14 protein-coding genes are annotated in these 18,671 nt (G+C 28.1%); 4 read left to right on the top strand and 10 right to left on the bottom strand.

Annotation, left to right across the window (positions count from 1 at the left end):
- Window positions 1-16: 16 nt before the first annotated feature.
- On the bottom strand, window positions 17-1,339 hold the full coding sequence (locus OXH55_RS09460; protein ID WP_268049694.1) for a PQQ-dependent sugar dehydrogenase family protein: 1,323 nt from the start codon (window positions 1,337-1,339) through the stop codon (window positions 17-19).
- 72 nt (window positions 1,340-1,411) lie between these two features.
- A complete protein-coding gene (locus OXH55_RS09465; protein ID WP_268049695.1) occupies window positions 1,412-1,975 on the bottom strand; it encodes a ferritin family protein in 564 nt (187 codons plus the stop codon).
- A gap of 210 nt (window positions 1,976-2,185) precedes the next feature.
- On the opposite strand from OXH55_RS09465, the gene OXH55_RS09470 reads away from it, so the two are divergent.
- Window positions 2,186-3,445, top strand: a complete 1,260-nt coding sequence (locus OXH55_RS09470) for a dicarboxylate/amino acid:cation symporter (RefSeq protein ID WP_268049696.1) — start codon at window positions 2,186-2,188, stop codon at window positions 3,443-3,445.
- 167 nt (window positions 3,446-3,612) lie between these two features.
- Window positions 3,613-4,773 carry a LysM peptidoglycan-binding domain-containing protein gene (locus OXH55_RS09475; protein ID WP_268049697.1) on the top strand — a complete coding sequence of 387 codons (1,161 nt, stop codon included), beginning with the start codon at window positions 3,613-3,615 and terminating at the stop codon, window positions 4,771-4,773.
- 32 nt (window positions 4,774-4,805) lie between these two features.
- Here the strand turns inward: OXH55_RS09475 and uvsE are convergent, their stop codons facing one another.
- Complete coding sequence (gene uvsE / locus OXH55_RS09480) at window positions 4,806-5,765, bottom strand: UV DNA damage repair endonuclease UvsE (protein WP_268049698.1); 960 nt, start codon at window positions 5,763-5,765, stop codon at window positions 4,806-4,808.
- Window positions 5,766-5,973: 208 nt separating this feature from the next.
- Between uvsE and spoVB the strand changes: the two genes are divergently transcribed.
- Window positions 5,974-7,500, top strand: coding sequence for a stage V sporulation protein B (gene spoVB, locus OXH55_RS09485; RefSeq protein ID WP_268049699.1), 1,527 nt, complete (start codon window positions 5,974-5,976; stop codon window positions 7,498-7,500).
- A 13-nt stretch (window positions 7,501-7,513) separates the two neighbouring features.
- Here the strand turns inward: spoVB and OXH55_RS09490 are convergent, their stop codons facing one another.
- The 6 genes from OXH55_RS09490 to OXH55_RS09515 form a co-directional block, all read right to left on the bottom strand.
- Complete coding sequence (locus OXH55_RS09490) at window positions 7,514-9,133, bottom strand: putative polysaccharide biosynthesis protein (RefSeq protein ID WP_268049700.1); 1,620 nt, start codon at window positions 9,131-9,133, stop codon at window positions 7,514-7,516.
- Window positions 9,134-9,236: 103 nt separating this feature from the next.
- Window positions 9,237-10,205 (bottom strand): RluA family pseudouridine synthase, encoded by a 969-nt coding sequence (locus tag OXH55_RS09495; protein WP_268049701.1) that lies wholly within the window; start codon window positions 10,203-10,205, stop codon window positions 9,237-9,239.
- Window positions 10,206-10,307: 102 nt separating this feature from the next.
- Entirely contained in the window at window positions 10,308-11,489 is a 1,182-nt protein-coding gene (locus OXH55_RS09500) for a M20 metallopeptidase family protein (protein ID WP_268049702.1), read from the bottom strand.
- A 23-nt stretch (window positions 11,490-11,512) separates the two neighbouring features.
- The gene (locus OXH55_RS09505) at window positions 11,513-13,582 is read right to left on the bottom strand and encodes a cell division protein FtsA (RefSeq protein WP_268049703.1); all 2,070 of its coding nucleotides are present in this window, start codon (window positions 13,580-13,582) and stop codon (window positions 11,513-11,515) included.
- A 118-nt stretch (window positions 13,583-13,700) separates the two neighbouring features.
- Window positions 13,701-13,994, bottom strand: coding sequence for a hypothetical protein (locus tag OXH55_RS09510; protein WP_268049704.1), 294 nt, complete (start codon window positions 13,992-13,994; stop codon window positions 13,701-13,703).
- Window positions 13,995-14,219: 225 nt separating this feature from the next.
- Complete coding sequence (locus OXH55_RS09515) at window positions 14,220-16,400, bottom strand: ATP-dependent helicase (RefSeq protein ID WP_268049705.1); 2,181 nt, start codon at window positions 16,398-16,400, stop codon at window positions 14,220-14,222.
- Window positions 16,401-16,711: 311 nt separating this feature from the next.
- Here OXH55_RS09515 and OXH55_RS09520 point away from each other — a divergent pair, with 311 nt between their 5' ends.
- Complete coding sequence (locus tag OXH55_RS09520; protein ID WP_268049706.1) at window positions 16,712-18,187, top strand: nicotinate phosphoribosyltransferase; 1,476 nt, start codon at window positions 16,712-16,714, stop codon at window positions 18,185-18,187.
- 84 nt (window positions 18,188-18,271) lie between these two features.
- On the opposite strand, the gene OXH55_RS09525 is transcribed toward OXH55_RS09520, so the two are convergent.
- Window positions 18,272-18,505, bottom strand: a complete 234-nt coding sequence (locus OXH55_RS09525) for a hypothetical protein (RefSeq protein WP_268049707.1) — start codon at window positions 18,503-18,505, stop codon at window positions 18,272-18,274.
- Window positions 18,506-18,671 lie beyond the last annotated feature (166 nt).

Genomic DNA, 18,671 nt, shown 5'->3' on the forward strand with positions numbered 1-18,671 from the left:
TTTTCCCCATTTCACTCTAGTTATTTTCACCTTTATGCCAGCTGTCTACTAACATCTTTAACATGCTAATTATTACTATTAGAATAGATATCAATAAAAAGTAGATAATTGGTTTTTTATTTATAGACACTTCATTTTTTTCTTTTAAACCTAAACTATATAAATTACCTTGATTACAATCTAATATTATAATTTGATTTTTTATATATTTAATACTAGAAATTTTACTTTCATTATTAAATTTCAACTTTTCATTCATTACTCCTTTTTCATTAAGATACCATAATTTTTTATCTTTTTCATCATAAAAATATATGCTATCAGCTTCCCCTAAGCCCCCTTCTTTATCTATAGCAATACTCTTTAATGTTGCCAAACTATTATGCACATATAGTGGTGCTGCTGGATTAGTTGTAGTGTGATTGTCTAGTATAAATGAAACAGTTTTATTATTAGCACCTTTAAATTTAGGTGAATTTATCGGATCTCCGCCACTATAATCTGGCCATCCATACCAACTTTTAGGTTTTATAACATAAATATAATCTGTATCTCCTTTAACTGGTCTAAGTCCTCTATCTTCCATTCCCCCAACAGAAGCTATCATCCTTTCTCTACTGTCAAAGTCTAAACCTTTTATATTCCTTATTCCCCAAGCATAAGTAGTTGAATCACCAGTTTCTAAATTATACATCATTATAGAAGCATTTCCCGGAAAATGTCCCGATATAATCTGACCTTCAATATTTTTTGTACCATAATTCACAAATGCCCCGTTTTTTCCATTGGCAAAATTTATACCTCTTAATACAATCTTATGAGGTGAAACATCATGGTTATATGGGTTATTCTTTAACCATTCATTATCTTCTCCAACCACTCCTGAATTTGTAGCTGCTCCTATGGTTATATATAGATAGTCCCCATTCACTTTTAGAATACTGTCTTTATAATCTCCAAAGTTAGGTAAATTACTAATTATTTCTTTACATTCTTTACTATGTAAATCAAAATAATAAACACAGCAATTGCTAGAAAAATACAACTTTTCTTTATAATACTCTATACTGCTTATATTCATATTTTTATCTGCAAATATATTGAAACTTTTTCCATCCTTATCTATATATTGTATTTTTGTTTTATAACATATATAATAATCCCCTTTACTATCTATTGTAAAGTCAATAGCATCCTTTAATCCTTTATATTTTAAGTTCCATTCCATATTATTATCTTTTAAAACAATATTATAATCTTTTAAATAGTGTTTTTTTAGAAATACTATTGCAAAACTAAAAATAACAATTATTAATAATGCCTTTAAAAACTTTTTCATATTACCTCCAAAAAAATTTCTCTTGTCTAAAATATATTTTTTTAAACAAGAGGATATGTATAAATATTTTTGTTATTTAGTTTCAATTAAAATTATATGTTCTTTCTCCACTTCTGACAAAGCATTTAAGGTCTTTCTTACAATTTCACTGTATACTACCTTGGAATACTTATTATAAAAAGCCACTGCATGCTCTTCTCGTTTTTTTGCAATTTCTAAAAACTCCTCATCCTTTTTATACTTCGTATAATCAGGTTTGTGAAGCTCTGAAAGTTCTTTAAACCCTCCTAGTCTTTTGTGTACATTTGCATGCATATATTCAATTCTACTTAAATCTAAAAACTCTTTTTTTAGATTTTCATTCTTCACAAGCTTTGAAGCTTCAACATAAAAATCTCCATTAAATACTTCAAGCTTCATAGCATGATCTAATATTTTTATTGTATTAGAATCTAATGTATTTACATCTACACTATATACTTTTCCATCTTCTTGAAGATAAATTTCATTAACCCCACAAAACGGACAATATCTAATATAACTTTTTTTATTTCCGTCTATAAATGCATAGCTATTTAAATTAAAATTTTTTTCGTTTACATTCATTCCACAAATCACACACTTTAACATACTCATATTTTCACCCCTTCATATTATATACATTTATTCTTATTTTAAATGATAAATAATTTATTCCCAAATATATTTTTGATAATTTATTATTAATTTTCTCTTTTTATTATCTATTTTATTATTATTCTGTTGATTTTCTTAACAATTTACATTAAAATATAATTAGTTTTTTAAAATTTTATTATTTGATTTTTGTTAGGAGGGAAATATTAGATGCCTAAAAAAGAAAAAGGACTTTTATCAAACTTAGGTTTTTGGATTATTATTTCGATGATATTAGGTATTATTGTTGGTCTTAAAATGGGAAAAGAAGCAGCTATGTTTGCTCCACTTGGAGACATCTTTATGCAGCTTATTAAAATGGTAGTTATTCCATTAGTTGCCGCTTCTATTGTATCAGGAGCAGCTTCTATAGGAGACTCTAAGTCAGCAGGTAAAATGGGAATATCAACATTTGCTTACTATTTAGCAACTACAGCAATAGCTGTATCTTTAGGTTTAATCTTTGGTGAATTAGTGAAACCAGGTGCTGGAATACCTAAAGAAACTGTTCAATCAATGTTTTCACTTGAATATGCTGATAAGGGTACTATTCCTGGTTTTTGGGAAACTATAAAGGGAATTATTCCTGTAAATCCATTTGCTACCTTAGCTGATGGAAATAATATTCTTGCAATATTATTCTTTAGTTTATTCTTCGGATTTGGTGTTTCATCCTTGAAAGGTGAAAATAAAAAGATAGTGCTTGGTTTCTTCAATGGAGTAACTGATGCTCTTGTATTTGTAATAACAAAGGTTATGTATGTAGCTCCACTAGGAGTATTTGCATTGATGGCTGATGCTACAGGTAACTTTGGATGGAAGATAATTGGAATGCTTCTTGGTAAACTTTTAGTTGCAAATATTATAGTTTTACTTATTCATGCTTATGGAGTTTATGGAACAGCAGTTAAATTATTCTCAAATGTATCTCCATTAAAATTCTTTAAAAAAATATACAAAGCTCAATTATTTGCACTATCTACAGCATCTTCAATGGCTACTCTTCCACTTAATAAAGAAATATGTGAAGAAGAACTTGGAGTATCAAACGAAACTACATCCTTTGTACTTCCATTAGGTGCAACTATCAACATGGATGGTAATGCTATTTACTATGCATTAGCAACTTGCTTCTTTGCTCAATTATTTGGTATAGATTTAGGTATGCCTCAATATATAGCAATTATATTCACTGCTACTATAGGTTCTATAGGTCAAGCTGGTGTACCAGGACCTTCATTATTAGTTGTTGCAGTTCTAATTGCTGCTGGTATACCTACTGAAGGATTACCAATATTATTTGGTGTAGATAGAATTTTTGATATGATGAGAACTTCTGTAAATATAGTAGGGGATGCCTCTTGTGCAGTTATAATAGACGGTATTAGGAAAAAAGATGATATAAAAATTGAAAATAGCGCAAATGCTTAAACACTATAATAGAGGAAGACATAAGTTACCAGTAACTTATGTCTTCCTCTATTATTTGCTGCAAACTAACTACATTTTGGTTTTTCCTCCTCCAATCCACTAATTAGAAACTCTTCATTTTCATCGATAAAGTACTTAAGGCTTAATTTACAAAGGAGGAATATTTCATGAAATCAAGAAAACTTGCAGCAATTCTTACAGGATTATTTTTATTAGGAGCTGCTTCGACTGCTAAAGCTGCTACAGTAGATCACACTGTAAAAAGCGGAGATTCTTTATGGAAAATCGCTCAAGAATACAAGACTACATCTTCTGAAATAATGTCATTAAATACTCTTAGCGAAAATAGCTATATTTATGTTGGACAAGTTTTAAAAGTAGAAACTCCTTATTTAATGCATACAGTAGTTTCTGGTGATACTCTATGGGGACTAGGAACTAAATATGAAACAACAGTTGATAAAATTAAGCAAATCAACAACTTAACTAGTGATGCTCTTTATATTGGACAAGTTTTAAAAATTGAAACTGATTATTCAGAACATACAGTAGTTTCTGGAGATACTTTATGGGGGCTAGCAACTAAATATGGAACAACTGTTGATCAAATTAAACAATTTAACAACTTAACTAGTGATGCTCTTTATATTGGACAAATCCTGATTGTTCCAGGTACTTCTTCTGATAATAATATAATTTCACAACCATCCGTTAAAACTGTGAATTATACTGTAATGTCAGGAGATAATTTATGGACAATCGCTGAAAAACATAACACTTCCATGGATGCCATAATAAAAAGCAATATGCTTGCCTCTAATAAGTTAATGCCTGGTCAAATTTTAACTGTACCTGTAAATTCCACTGAAATAGTTTCTCCTGTAGGTATTACAATGATAAGAAAGAGACCAACTGATACTTATGGTGACTTATATGACTGGCAAAATGCAAGAAGAGTCTTTACAGTTGGACAACCCGCTGTTCTTAGAGATTTACAAACAGGGATAACATTTAATGTTAAATATTATGGCGGCTCCAACCATGCAGATATAGTTACACTTACAAAAGATGATACAGCTAAACTACAAAAAGTATTTTCTACTTGGTCATGGTATAACAAAAAACCAATGGTTTTATGCTTTACTCAAGGTGGTAAATACCATCAACTTGCTGTAAGTGTAACTGGAATGCCACATGGTACTACTGATATCTACGATAATGGCTTAACTGGACATTTAGATATGTATTTCTATAACAGTAAAGGCCATGCAAATCCTGTAATAAATACGTCTCATCAAGCTAATGTACTAAAAGCAAATGGACAATAGAAGAAGAAAAGTGCTTTGCACTTTTCTTTTTATTATACTTCAAATGTAGTTTCATCTATCCATTTCCAATCTTCTCTAATATTTTTAATATCATTTACTAATTTATAAAGAGCCAGATCTTTCTTCTTTGCTTCAATCATTACATCTAAATCTTTATTAAATATCTTACACTTTTCAATAAACTGTATAAAATCATACACATTAATATAATCTGCATGTTTTCTATCTTTTTCTCCCTCCTTAGGACTTGAGAAATGAACTTTAGGTGGAAGTATATCTTCATTCCATGTATCAAAAATATCACCCAATATAGATTGTAGAGATTCACCATCATTATTACATACATAGTGATGGACATCTAAAACCATAGGTATATTAACTTCTTTGCAAATTCTTAATACATCTTCTGCTGTAAAAGTTTTATCATCATTTTCTAGAATTATTTTTTCTGTTATTTCTTTTGGATAGTTATTAAAATTATTTATGAATCTATTAATAGCTTCCTCTTTTCCGCCCTGACCACTTCCTATATGTATTATCATTTTACCTAGTTTATAATTCATGTCTTCAAATAAATGTACGTGAATCCATAAATTTCGCTTTGTATTTTCCACAACATTTTCTTTCATGCTATTAATAACATTGAACTCATTAGGATGAGTATCTATTCTCATTTTGTGTTCTTTAATTATATTTCCTATTCTTTCAAAATCTTTTTTGAATATATTTCTGTAGTGCCAATCATTAACCTCTGGATGTGTAGCTAATGGAATTAATGCAGACGTTACTCTATAAAAATGTATATCATTTTCAATATTATATTGTAATATTTTATACAGATCATCTAAATTTGATAATGTCACCTTTTTTAACTTATTCAGCTTCTCTTCTTTTGAATTTAGTTTTGAATATGTCTTAAAAGTTACATTACTTGAAGACGTTACTTTAGGAAGCTTTAATGCAATTGCAACATAACCAAGTCTAACTCTCATATATAATCCCTTCTTTTTATTAATTCTTAGCTAATTCTTTAATATATTATCTGCAACATAGGATTTTAATATAACCCTACTCAAGATTTATATACTTAATTATTAACTACATCTACATCCTCAAAAAATCTATTAGTTAAAAATATAGAATATAATATCTTAACCTCACATAATTATTAATGTTATTAATTCTGTGAGGTTACTATTTATGAAAAAAGATAAATTCCTGAGAAACTCTATATTATTAACAATTTCAAATTCAACAACTGGTGTATTAAAATTTGTATTTTCTATAATTTTATCTAGAGAATTAGGTGCTGAAGGTATGGGGCTATATGCTTTAATTATGCCAATATACGATTTATTTTCTTGTCTTGTATGTGGAGGTATGATGACTGCTTTATCTAAAGAATCCTCTTCATATGAAAGCAAAAAAGATTATACTAGCATACATAAATCCATCCATGTTACATTAATCTTTGACTTTATTTGGTCTTTTCTTATTGTAATATTTGTTTTTATTAATTCTAAATACATAAGTATCAGCATTATAAAAGATAGTAGAAGCTTGCAAAGCCTTATTTTTATATGTCCAGCTTTAATTTGTGTGGCTTTATCCTCAATAATAAAAGGATACTTTTATGGAACATCTAAAGTAAGTATACCAGCTATAATTGATATTGTTGAAAAAGCTGTAAGGATAGTTGTGACTATTTTTGCAATAAAACTTATTGCTTTTAAAAATATTGAAAATACTGTATCAGTTGTATATGGTGCTCTAGCAGCCGGAGAATTTATAAGTTTTATGTTTTTATATACTTTCTATAGATTGAATAAGCATAAAGACTTTTCTTTGGCAAATACTCGCTCTGCTTCAGAAGGCACAGCTCAATTGCTATTCAATGTTTTAATTATGGCAGTACCTTTATGTGTTAATGGTTTTTTATCAACAGCACTCTCCACTGTTTCCACCTTAATATTGCCTCGCCGACTTTTACTAGCAGGTTTTACACATAGTACCGCACTAGCAATGATAGGAAAGTTTTCTGGAATGGCTTTAAGCATAATATTTTTTCCTCTTGTCGTCGTTATGTCTATGTCTATAGTATTAATTCCTGATATTGCAGAAAGTATTGAAAAAAAGGACTTTATTAATCTGGAAGAAAGAATAAATCAAGTTTTAAGAATATCCTTTTTACTTGGAATGTCAACTTTAATTATTTGTTTTAGCATGCCAAATGCTCTTGGCAAACTATTTTTTGCAAGAAATGATTTGACAATTTATATAAAGTTTGCTGCACTTTCAGCTCCATTTTCCTATATATCAGCCACAACCTTCAGTATATTAAATGGACTTGGAAAACAGGGTATTCTCCTTAGAAATTCTATAATTGTATCTGTAGAAGAAGTTATACTATTATTTGTACTAACCTCTATACCTAGTATAAATATTTTAGGCTATGGTCTTAGCCTAACTATAACTTCTTTAACTAGCTTAATTATGAATCTATATGAAATAAAAAAGAAATGCTATATAAATCTTTCTTTAGAAAATTTCTTTTTAGATATGATGATAAGTCTTTTAGTTTATTTTGTATTAAACATTTTTAATATTGTAATTCCAAACACATATTTTAAATTTAAAACAATTTCACTCATCTTTTTTGGTTTTTTATTCTTCTTTTATTGCTCCTCATTCATTAATAAGAAAATAAAAAGAGAAAGTTTAGGATAAACCTACACTTTCTCTATTTCCTTATTTTATTTATAATCATTTTAGGTAAAAATCTTTTTATTCTAGCTGGCAAAACTCCTAAGTCCTGTTCAGTTATTCCACCTGTTAAAACCAATCCATACATATATGTAAATACACCTATCCCAATTGATATAATGCAAGAAATAGCATTATTTAGATATCCAGTAACAAATTTATTAAGTACAGTAGTTAATCCTAAATATGTACCATATGCCATTACTCCCATCAATACAGAAGCCATTAATGGCTTTAAACCATGAGTAAACATATTCAATTTGATTTTCAATGACTTATTTATAAAAATATAGTTAAGTCCTAATGGAATTGCAAAGCACACCATATTTCCGAATACAGCACCTGTAATATTAAGTTGTGGTATACCTACTAACAAATAATTAGTTACTATTTTTCCCATAACACCAAGTATCATAAAAAACGTAGATAAATATAGTTTATTTATACTTTGAAGTATTGTCATTTGAATTTGAACAAGAGCAGTTAACACCAACACTACTGACCCTAAAAACATAAGCTTCCATCCTTCTTCAAATGCTGGAAAAATCATTTTAAAAATAGGATGACTTAATACTGATAGTCCTACAGCAGATGGTACTGCTACTAATAAGCATAATCTAAAAGTATAATTTATCTTATTTTGTAAGCTCTTTTTATCCTTTAACGCAAAAGCTCCTGCTAAAGAAGGAAGTACTGACGCTGATAGAGCTGAAACTAAAGCTATAGGTACTCCTAAAAGTGCTCTATATTTGGTAAATACTCCAAACTTAGTATCAGTTAAGCTTTGACTATACCCTACAGCATGTATAAGTCTACTTTTAACTATAGCCAAATCCACAAGATCTCCTGCATTTTGAAGCCCTACACAAATTACTATTGGTAATCCATAGTGAATTATTTTCTTAAGTATTTGTTTATTAGTATGTTTATTGTGGTCAATCTCCCTATATCCTTTGGGTACAATAATCTTCTTCTTTTTTTCATAAACTATTATTAAGTAAATAACAGCTCCTAGAGATCCTATTGCCGTACCAATTGTTCCACCTGCACAAGCTGCTTCTACACCGTATTTCAAAAGCATTGCTGCAAAAACCAAAGTAAAAATTGTATTTAAGATTTGCTCTATAACCTGTGATACTGCAGTAGGAGTCATGTTTCCTCTTCCTTGAAAATATCCTCTATATGTAGATACTATAGATGTTAAAAAAATGGTTGGTGCTAAAGCCATAATTGAAAGTGTTGAACTTGTACTACTAGTAGCTGCAGCAAGTGGTCTTGCAAGTACAAACATTAATACAGCCATAAGTGTACCTATAATTAGCATCAACATCCGAGCAATTTTAAAGCTTTTCACTGCGTCTTCATATCGCTTTAGTGCCATAAATTCTGATACTGATTTAGATACAGCAATAGGTATACCTGAGTTAGTAAGTACATATACAAACGCATAAATTTTATAAGCAGAGGAATATATTCCCCATCCTTCTTCACCTATAATCCTCGCCAAAAAAGGTATGTATAGTAAAGATAATACTTTTACAATCATACCTGCAGCTGACAATATAGCAAAACCCTTAGTGGTTGACTGTTTTTTCATAATGATAAAACTCCCCTATAAAACAGTTGAGAGTTGATAATTGAAAGTGGATAGTTACTCACTAATATCATACTTTCTTCATTTTCAAACTCTCAACTTTTAACTAAAATTTTAATACGTCTCTTTTTACTCTCTTAAAGATTGGCGGCATCGTTTCTACAATAGTCTTATTTTCCATATAAGCTAGTTCCTTTGGACAATCTTTAAAAACTAATTTATAAGCATATAAGAATTGATAATATAATCCATATCTATTGTTGAAGAAACTATTTAACTTCTTGTTTCCGTACTTATCATCACCAATAATAGGATTTTTTAAATAAGCTAAATGTGCTCTTAATTGATGACTTCTTCCTGTTATTAAATCAAGTTCTAAAAAAGAGTAACTTCCTACAGTATCTAAAACCTTAACTTCCATAGCAATTTTTTTTGTATTAGATTTTTCAGTCTCAAAAATTTTAGACAAATTGTTATCTTGATCTTTAGAAATATATGCTTCATAGTGCCCTTCTTTAATCTTTCCTTTAACCAACGCATTGTAATATTTCTTTATCTTTCTTTCTCTTATCATCTCGTTCAAAAGCTTTAAGCTTTGATAATTTTTACCAAATATAACTAAACCTGAAGTATTTCTATCTAATCTGTTACATGGAGCTGGAGTAAAAGTAACTTCTTTTTCAGGTATATATTCTTCTTTTTCATGTAAGTAAGAAAGTACATAATCAGTTAATGTAGGTTCTCCATTTTTTTTATCTGAATGCACCAAAACTCCTGGCCATTTCTCTACAATAACCATATTCTCATCTTCATATGTAATCTTCATGCCACTATAATCTACATCTTGAAACTTTTCTTCCTTTGTTTTCGGTTTTGTATTAGAAGTCATATATTTAGCTTCAACAATATCTCCTTCTTCAAGAAAATAATTTTGTTTTACTTTTTTTCCATTAACTCTTAAATCTCCCTTTCTGAGTCCTTTAAATATTGCTCCTAAAGGTACATCATTTAACCATTTTCTAGCAAATTTATCTATTCTTTGTCCTGCTTCATTTGTTCCTATTTCTATTCTCATTTTCTACCTCCGTAATATCGCATCATACTACTTAAAATACCAACATTTTTCGACGCAACATTAAAAATTATATACTAACAAAGTACAATTTACAATGGACAATTAACCATTGTTAACATTATTTAAAAAATTTATTACTGTTTCACAGTTTACAGCAACTCCAACAGGAATACACTCTTCATCTACATCAAAAAAACTGCTGTGAAGTGGATGCATTGTATCTTTCTCTTTATTACCTGTACCTAAATAATAAAAAACAGAAGGTATTTGTAATGAAAAGTATGCAAAGCTTTCAACTCCCATAGTTGGTTTTTGAAGCATAACTATATTTTCACTTCCTAAAGTATTTTGTGCAGAATTCTTTAATATATCTACCATAGTATCATCATTATACAAACAAGGGTAACTCTCCTGTATGTCTATCTCACAACTTCCTCTCATAGATTCTACTATTCCTTTGGTAACTTCAACAATTCTTCTTTTCGTATATTCTCTATCTTCCAATGTCATAGTTCTAATAATACCTGAAATTTTCACTTCATCTGGTATTATATTTTGAGTTGTACCTCCATGTATTGAACCAATAGTTATCACAGCTGGATTGGTTGGTTGAATTTCTCTGCTGACTATAGATTGAATTGCAGTAATAACATTTGCACTTATAGCAATAGGGTCAATTGTACTATGTGGATACGCACCATGTCCTCCCTTTCCCATTATTTTAATGTTAAATGGATTTGAAGCTGCATTAACTACATCTCTCTTTATTCCTATTTTACCAACCTGTATATTAGGTTCTACATGCAGACCTATTACTGCATCTACCTTAGGATTTTCTAGTACTTCTTCTTGTATCATGTGTATCGCTCCACCCGTAGTCTCTTCTGCAGGTTCAAAAAGTAATTTGACATTTCCATTTAATTTATCCTTAATTTTATTTAAAACTTTTGCTACCCCTAAAAGCACAGTTGTATGTACATCATGACCACAAGCATGCATTCTTCCTTCAATTTTAGAAGAATATTCACAATTTCTTTTCTCATCCATAGGAAGAGCATCCATATCTGCTCTTATGGCTATTGTTCTTTCTCCAGTTCCTCTTATAATACCACAAATTCCATTCTTTGAAGTTTCAATATATTCTATACCTTCTTTTTCTAAAACTTCTTTTATTTGCCCCACTGTTCTTTTTAAATCAAAATCCAACTCTGGATACATATGAAAATCTCTTCTTATTGAAATTAATTCATCTTGTATTTCCTTAGCCATTTCAAAAAAATTCATTTATTTTGCCCCCATTTTTAATATTATTTTTTCTCCCAAAATATTTTTATAATATCTCCTTCTTTTAATTGGTCATAATATCCTGCATTTTCATCATTTAATGTAAGGACCAAATTCCCCTTTGGAGTTGATAAATCAAATTCGATTTTTGAAAATATATCTACAAATACATAACTATTCTTCCCTGTTAAAATTACAGGTTTATCATTCACAATAACTTTGATTTCCTCAAATTCTCTGTCTTGGACTTCAATATCTTTTGTATTATTTTCCGCTTGCTTTAAAGTATCTATACTCAATTCATCATTATTCTTATTAATAATGTTCTCCTCATCTTTATCTATATATTCAACTTTTTCTTTATATATTCTATCTCCTTCTTTTATTGCATAATCCTTTGTTAGTTCTTTATCTTTTAAATAATATTTATATTCATTATTATCTTCATTGAAATATTTTATATATTCACCTAATGTAGAAGGAAAAATAATTTCAACCTTATCTCCTTCTTTTATATGTTCTTCCATATCTGTACTTTTATTATTTATAAATCCTACCGGTTCTAAATTTTCAATTATATCATCCAAATAAAAACTTATAGAATTTATTTTTTTTACATATTCGATTAATTTAGGAGATGCATCCCTACCATCCTTTGCAAAAGTTACTTCAATCTTATCTCCTTCTTTTATTTCTGTATCTATACTTGCGTCTTTATCATTAACCTTTATAATTGCTCCTTTTCCAAGGGAACCAAAAGCAACTCTCTTTATACCATTTAATTCAAATCTAATATTCTTACCATTCTTTCCTATAAGAACCTTATGATTAATTCCTGCTTGTATCATAACATCCATAACTGTATGGTTATGAGAATTAAAAAGACTAATTACTTCTTTGTTTAAAATAACATCAATGAAATCATTTCCTGACTGCTTTATTCTTACAAGAGCAATACCCAGAACAGTTACGCCTATGCTTCCTAAATCATTGTTAGGGCTTGTACAATCAATAACAGATTCTCTATCTTTTATACCTATCCTTTGAGGAGATAAGTTTAATTTTTCAGCTAAATATTCTTTAAAATTAGGTGTATGCGCTCCTCCTCCAACTAAAAATACTGCATTAGGGGATTTACCACCATTTAATTCTATGATTCTATTAGCTATTTCTTCACATATTTTTTGAGTAACAGGATTCATTGTTTTAATAATCTCTTCTGCTGAAATTTCGTTTTCAATTCCTAAAATATCTATGTATTTTATACTTTCTTGCTTTGTACATTGTTTTTTTATTACTTCCGCAGTGTTAAAATCCACTAAATAATTCTGTACTATACATTCGGTAATCTCATCACCTGCCATAGGCACCATACCATATGCACTAATGGCATTATTGCTGCTTATAGCTATATCCGAAGTACCTGCACCTACATCCACTAAAGCTAAATTAAGGAGTCTTAATTTTTTAGGAACAGCAGCTTCCATAGCTGCAATAGGCTCTAAAGTTAAACTATTTATATTTAAATTAACCTTATTCATTACAGAATAAAGACTATCTACTACCGCTCTTGGAAGAAAAGTTACAATAACATCCGCTGAAATTTTGTCACCTTTTTGAGAAAGTAAATTAGATATAATATATCCATTTAAATAATAATTTTTCACGCTATACCCTACACAATATAATTTCCCTTTAGTTTGTTTATTGACTTCTTCTTCAGCATTTTTTACTGCAGTAAGTTCTAAGCTCCTGATAATTTCTTTATCAATTTCTTTATCTTCATCCATATCTATCTCTACTTTTACTTCTGTTGTTCTCAAGAATCTACCAGCCGCTGCAATAGCTACTTCCTCTAAAGTTAAATTAAGTTCTTGTTCTAAATCTTTTTTTACCTTGCTTACTGTATTGGCAACTAAATTAATATCATGAATTTGTCCATCTATCATGGCCCTTTCATCATGCTCAAGATATTTTTCACTAATAACTTGAAATTTTTTCTCCTTTATAATTCCAACAGTTCCAATAATAGAACGTGTACCTATATCTAATGCAAAAATTATATCTTTAGGGTTAATATTTAATAAGTTCATATTCTATCTCCCTCTTTAACGCATAATATAATAGGCTCATATTCTTAGAATATGAGCCTATTAAAATTATATACTATTGTTTTACATTATTCAACAAACTATACGATAACTTCTACGTTTAGTCAACTAGTTTTAGTACATCAGCACTTTCACTTATATAAGGTAAGTTTTTAATTACCTTGTATACATATTTAAGTGCATCCTGCTTATTAGCTTCTTCTTTTGAAAACTCATTAAAACAAAGCATTCTGCACCAAAAGTCTACAAAATCTTCTTTTGTCACAAATTTAGTAGTACCTTCTTCTCTAATAACGAATCCTGTTTTATATTTTTCTATTATGTCAATATCTTTAACTTCATCTTTTGAAATCATCACAACTGCATCTTCCCACATTTTTTTAAACGTAACCACATTATCCACTCCTTATCTTAAATTTTCTAATACTAACTACATATATAATAACTCTTTATATATAATAACGCTTTATATATAATAACTTTTTTTCTCATCATCTCAATAATAATTTAACACATATATATGAAATATGTCAACATTAATATACTGTAATATACTGTCATATATATAAATAGTATATCATATACATTATTTATGTTTTACATTATAAGTTTTTAGCTACTAATATTTTTTAATTAATCCATTATTGTAAATTACTAAAACATCAAAAGTTCTAATAATTTTATTATTAAACTCTATTTCAATTTTTTTATCATCAATAAATTTAACCTCACCCTCTCCAAAACTTTTATGTATTATTCTCTCACCAATCTTGTAGGTGTTTTGGAATAATGAATACAATTTACATTCCTTAATAAATCTAGATACCTTTTTATTTTTTCCCCTTATCTCATTAGATATACATAGTGACAAATTTTCTATAGTTCTTGTGATACCTACATAAAAAAGCCTTCTCTCTTCTTCTATGTTTTCATCCATACTATTTATATGAGGAATATTTTCTTCATTACAATTAATAATAAATACATTTTTAAATTCCATTCCTTTAACTCCATGTATTGTACTCAATATAACGCTATCTTTATTCTCATTTCTTTTATTTTTAATTATCTCTTCTTCTACTTCATCTACATGAACTAAAAAGGTTATTATTGTTTTATACTCTTCTGCTGAAGCTTTGAATTCTTCTAAAATTTCTTCAAGTTCAGATATATCTATCTTAAATTTAGAACTATATTCTTTTAAATAATCATAATATCCTAAGTTAGATAAAATAGAACTTATTGCTCCGCTGAGAGACATCTTATTTAGTCTTTGAATATCTTTCTTTAATTCATCTATACTCTTTAGTTGAAACACAGGTAAATTATCAATACTTTTTAAATTTTCAAAACAATCCCCTCTATTAGTACTTTTTCTTACCTTCTCAATATTTATTTTGCTTATATATCTAAACGGCTTGTTTATTATTCTGAAAAAACTTTCCTTATCACTACTGTCTATACTTAATTTAAGATATGCTAAGACATCCTTACATATGAAATGCTCAAAAAAATTATACTCTTTATCTAATAATTTAAAAGGAATTTTTTTTCTTATAAATGAATCTATAATGCTTCTACTTTCAACATTAGTTCTATATAATATAGCATTTTCATTATATTCACACTGATTTAGACCTTTTAATTTTATTATATTCAAAGATATATCTTCTGCTTGCATATTTTCATTTTTATAATTCATAACATTAATTTTAGGTCTATATTCTTTTTGTGCATACATAATTTTATTATTTCTCATTTTATTGTTTTTTATAAGATTATCTGATATTTCTACTACACTATCAGGACATCTATAATTTCTTCCTAGAAAAAGTTTTTTACCATCATTAAAGTAATACTGAAAATTAACCATACATTCAGGTTTTGCTCCTCTAAAACTATAAATGCATTGATCTTCATCTCCTACTGCAAAAATTGAATTATCTTCATTTAAAAGTTTTAGAATATCTATTTCTATTTCATCACAATCTTGAAATTCATCTACTAACATATACTTAAATAGATTTCTATAACCCTTTAAAAACCTCTCATCTTTTAAAAATAATTCCTTACATCTAATCTGCAGATCATCAAAGTCTAAAAGATTGTTTTGACTTTTATAATCTTCATAGGTTCTATAGCATTCTACAAAAATATCTTTATCTATATTAGTAGTAAATTCTTTCATAGTTATATTATTAGTTTTATAAAAAGAAATTGCATTTATAGTTTCTTTTACTTTTTCATCACTAATTTGTTCTAAATAAGCAGATAATACACCTTTAATTAGTCTATAAGCTTTATTACTTTGTATTATGTTTATATTTCCATAAATTCTACTTAAAATCTTATAGAATAATCCATGAAAAGTACCAAAAAAAGGAACAGCTTTACATTTACTCATTTTTTTATATTTTTCTTTCATATTTAATGCAGCTGCCCTTGTAAAAGTTATTACAATTATATTATTAGGGCTTATAGCTTTATAACCTAAAAGATATTTCACCCTTAAATTATTAATAACTTGATTATTAAAATACCCTTTTATTAATTTTACATCTTCTAAGGTAAGCCCTTTTGGAATAAAGTTTGTCTTATATACATTTCCAAAGGTAACTAAATAATCTACTTTTCTAATAAGTGTACTTGTCTTGCCTGCTCCTGGACATGCTATTAAAGCTAAATTCCTGTCATTATTTAAAACTGCTTTCCTCTGATTGTCATTCAAATCTTTATATCTTTCCTCTATTATTTTGTCTCTAATAGCACAAAATTCATTTGCAACATCCCTATTTATCATATGTTCACCTACTTAATAATGTTTATACTCTACATCTGCTATCTTAAATTATATACTATTTTTATTATTATAATCATGGTATAAAAAATTGCTACGACATTTTATTCTATAATGTATTATACAATATTTTCCTTGTACTTTCCAATATTTTCTATAAAAATTAATTATTTGTTTTAAAATCATTTCATACACTAAGTAAATCCTTAATTCATCTAAACTTGTTTTCATAAAAATTGTTGTAATAATCTAAATAAGGTATTAAAATAGATTTATCAAATGTATATACACTTTATAAGTTAGAGGGGAAAAAAATGACTAATAGTAATTTTTTAAATATTAAAAACGGTAGAAATCTTACAATGTTAGTTGATTTTTATGAACTAACAATGGGAAATGGTTATTTAGATAATAACGTAGGAGATAAAATAGCATACTTTGATATGTTCTTTAGAAGAGTTCCTGATGGCGGTGGCTATTGTATTATGGCTGGTGTTCAGCAGTTAACAGAATATTTATCAAACTTAAAATTTACAGAAGAAGATATAGACTATTTAAGAAGTAAAAATTGTTTTGATGAAAGATTTTTAGAGTATCTAAAAAACTTCAAATTTGAATGCGATGTTTGGGCTGTTCCAGAAGGCAATCCTGTTTTTCCTGGTGAACCTTTAGTTACTGTTAGAGGACCTATTCTTCAAGCTCAATTTGTTGAAACAATGATTCTTCTAACAGTTAATCATCAAACTTTAATTGCAACTAAATCTAATAGGATTTGTAGGGCTGCTGAAGGAAGACCTGTAATGGAATTTGGTTCAAGACGTGCACAAGGATATGACGGTGCTATCTATGGAGCTCGTTCAGCTATTATCGGGGGATGTACTGCAACTGCATGTACAATAGCTGAACAAATGTTTAAAATTCCTGCTTCTGGAACTATGGCTCATAGTTGGATTCAACTTTTCTCAACAGAATATGAAGCATTTAAAGCATGGACTAAAACTTATCCTGACAATTGTATTCTTCTAGTAGATACATACAACGTATTAAAATCAGGTCTACCTAATGCTATAAAAGTTTTTGATGAAATATTAAAACCTATGGGATATAGACCTAAGGGAATAAGAATAGATAGTGGTGATATAACCTACTTAACTAAAAAATGCAGAAAAATTTTAGATGAAGCTGGATATGAAGATGTTAAAATTATTATATCTAATTCTCTAGATGAACATATAATTACAGACGTACTTAGTCAAGGTGCTAAAATCGATAGCTTTGGAGTTGGTGAGAGATTAATAACAGCAAGATCTGAACCTGTTTTTGGTGGAGTTTATAAGCTTGTTGCTGTAGAAGAAAATGGAGAAATAATTCCTAAAATCAAAATAAGTGAAAATGAAGAAAAAATAACAAACCCAGGTTTCAAGAAAATTTATAGATTATTTGATAAATCTACAGATAAAGCTATTGCTGATTTAATAAGTTTACATGATGAAAAAATAGATGATACTAAACCACTTGAAATATTTGATCCAGTACATACTTGGAAAAAGAAAAAACTAACTAACTATTATGCTAAAGATTTGATGGTAAAAATATTTGATAAGGGTAACCCATGCTATAAAAATCCTCCGGTAAAAGAAATTCAAAAATTTGCCAAAGAAGAAACTGAAAAGCTTTGGGAGGAAGTTTTAAGATTTGAAAATCCTCATACTTATTATGTTGACCTTTCAAATAAGCTTTGGAATCTTAAACATAGCTTACTAAATAAATTTTCTGATTTATACGACTAAAAACTTATTTAATATAATATATAAAAGCAGAGTAATTTTTATTTACTCTGCTTTTATATATTTAAATTATTAACTTCCCCAAACTTATATTTGAAAAAACTTTAAATAATTATTTTGTTGGTATATATCGTCTAATACACTAATATTGTCATCTTGTAATTCATTATATTTATAAAAATGATTTTTCTTCAACATTTTATTTGTTGAAAGTGCTTTAAAAGGACAACATCCATCATTATCTTTACATTCATGAAATGGACATTCTTTAAAGCAACTTACTTTATTATCAAAGGTTGATAAAAATGGACATCTAGACATTATAATATACCCCCCAATTTCTAATCATCTAAGTATATTATAACCCAAAATATGTAAAATTTGAATACCTTTTCATAAATTACCATATCTTTTTTGAAAATTTTTTCCATTACATATAAATAACGCCAACATACACTTAAATAAGAATACTTATTATTTTTTCATA

The sequence above is a fragment of the Clostridium ganghwense genome (assembly GCF_026735165.1).
Lineage (GTDB): Bacteria > Bacillota > Clostridia > Clostridiales > Clostridiaceae > Clostridium_H > Clostridium_H ganghwense.

Excerpts from the sequence above, each read along its gene's own strand:
- OXH55_RS09460 (WP_268049694.1), bottom strand. The coding sequence starts at position 1,339 with ATGAAAAAGTTTTTAAAGGCATTATTAATAATTGTTATTTTTAGTTTT.
- OXH55_RS09465 (WP_268049695.1), bottom strand. The coding sequence starts at position 1,975 with ATGAGTATGTTAAAGTGTGTGATTTGTGGAATGAATGTAAACGAAAAA.
- OXH55_RS09470 (WP_268049696.1), top strand. The coding sequence starts at position 2,186 with ATGCCTAAAAAAGAAAAAGGACTTTTATCAAACTTAGGTTTTTGGATT.
- OXH55_RS09475 (WP_268049697.1), top strand. The coding sequence starts at position 3,613 with ATGAAATCAAGAAAACTTGCAGCAATTCTTACAGGATTATTTTTATTA.
- uvsE (WP_268049698.1), bottom strand. The coding sequence starts at position 5,765 with ATGAGAGTTAGACTTGGTTATGTTGCAATTGCATTAAAGCTTCCTAAA.
- spoVB (WP_268049699.1), top strand. The coding sequence starts at position 5,974 with ATGAAAAAAGATAAATTCCTGAGAAACTCTATATTATTAACAATTTCA.
- OXH55_RS09490 (WP_268049700.1), bottom strand. The coding sequence starts at position 9,133 with ATGAAAAAACAGTCAACCACTAAGGGTTTTGCTATATTGTCAGCTGCA.
- OXH55_RS09495 (WP_268049701.1), bottom strand. The coding sequence starts at position 10,205 with ATGAGAATAGAAATAGGAACAAATGAAGCAGGACAAAGAATAGATAAA.
- OXH55_RS09500 (WP_268049702.1), bottom strand. The coding sequence starts at position 11,489 with ATGAATTTTTTTGAAATGGCTAAGGAAATACAAGATGAATTAATTTCA.
- OXH55_RS09505 (WP_268049703.1), bottom strand. The coding sequence starts at position 13,582 with ATGAACTTATTAAATATTAACCCTAAAGATATAATTTTTGCATTAGAT.
- OXH55_RS09515 (WP_268049705.1), bottom strand. The coding sequence starts at position 16,400 with ATGATAAATAGGGATGTTGCAAATGAATTTTGTGCTATTAGAGACAAA.
- OXH55_RS09520 (WP_268049706.1), top strand. The coding sequence starts at position 16,712 with ATGACTAATAGTAATTTTTTAAATATTAAAAACGGTAGAAATCTTACA.
- OXH55_RS09525 (WP_268049707.1), bottom strand. The coding sequence starts at position 18,505 with ATGTCTAGATGTCCATTTTTATCAACCTTTGATAATAAAGTAAGTTGC.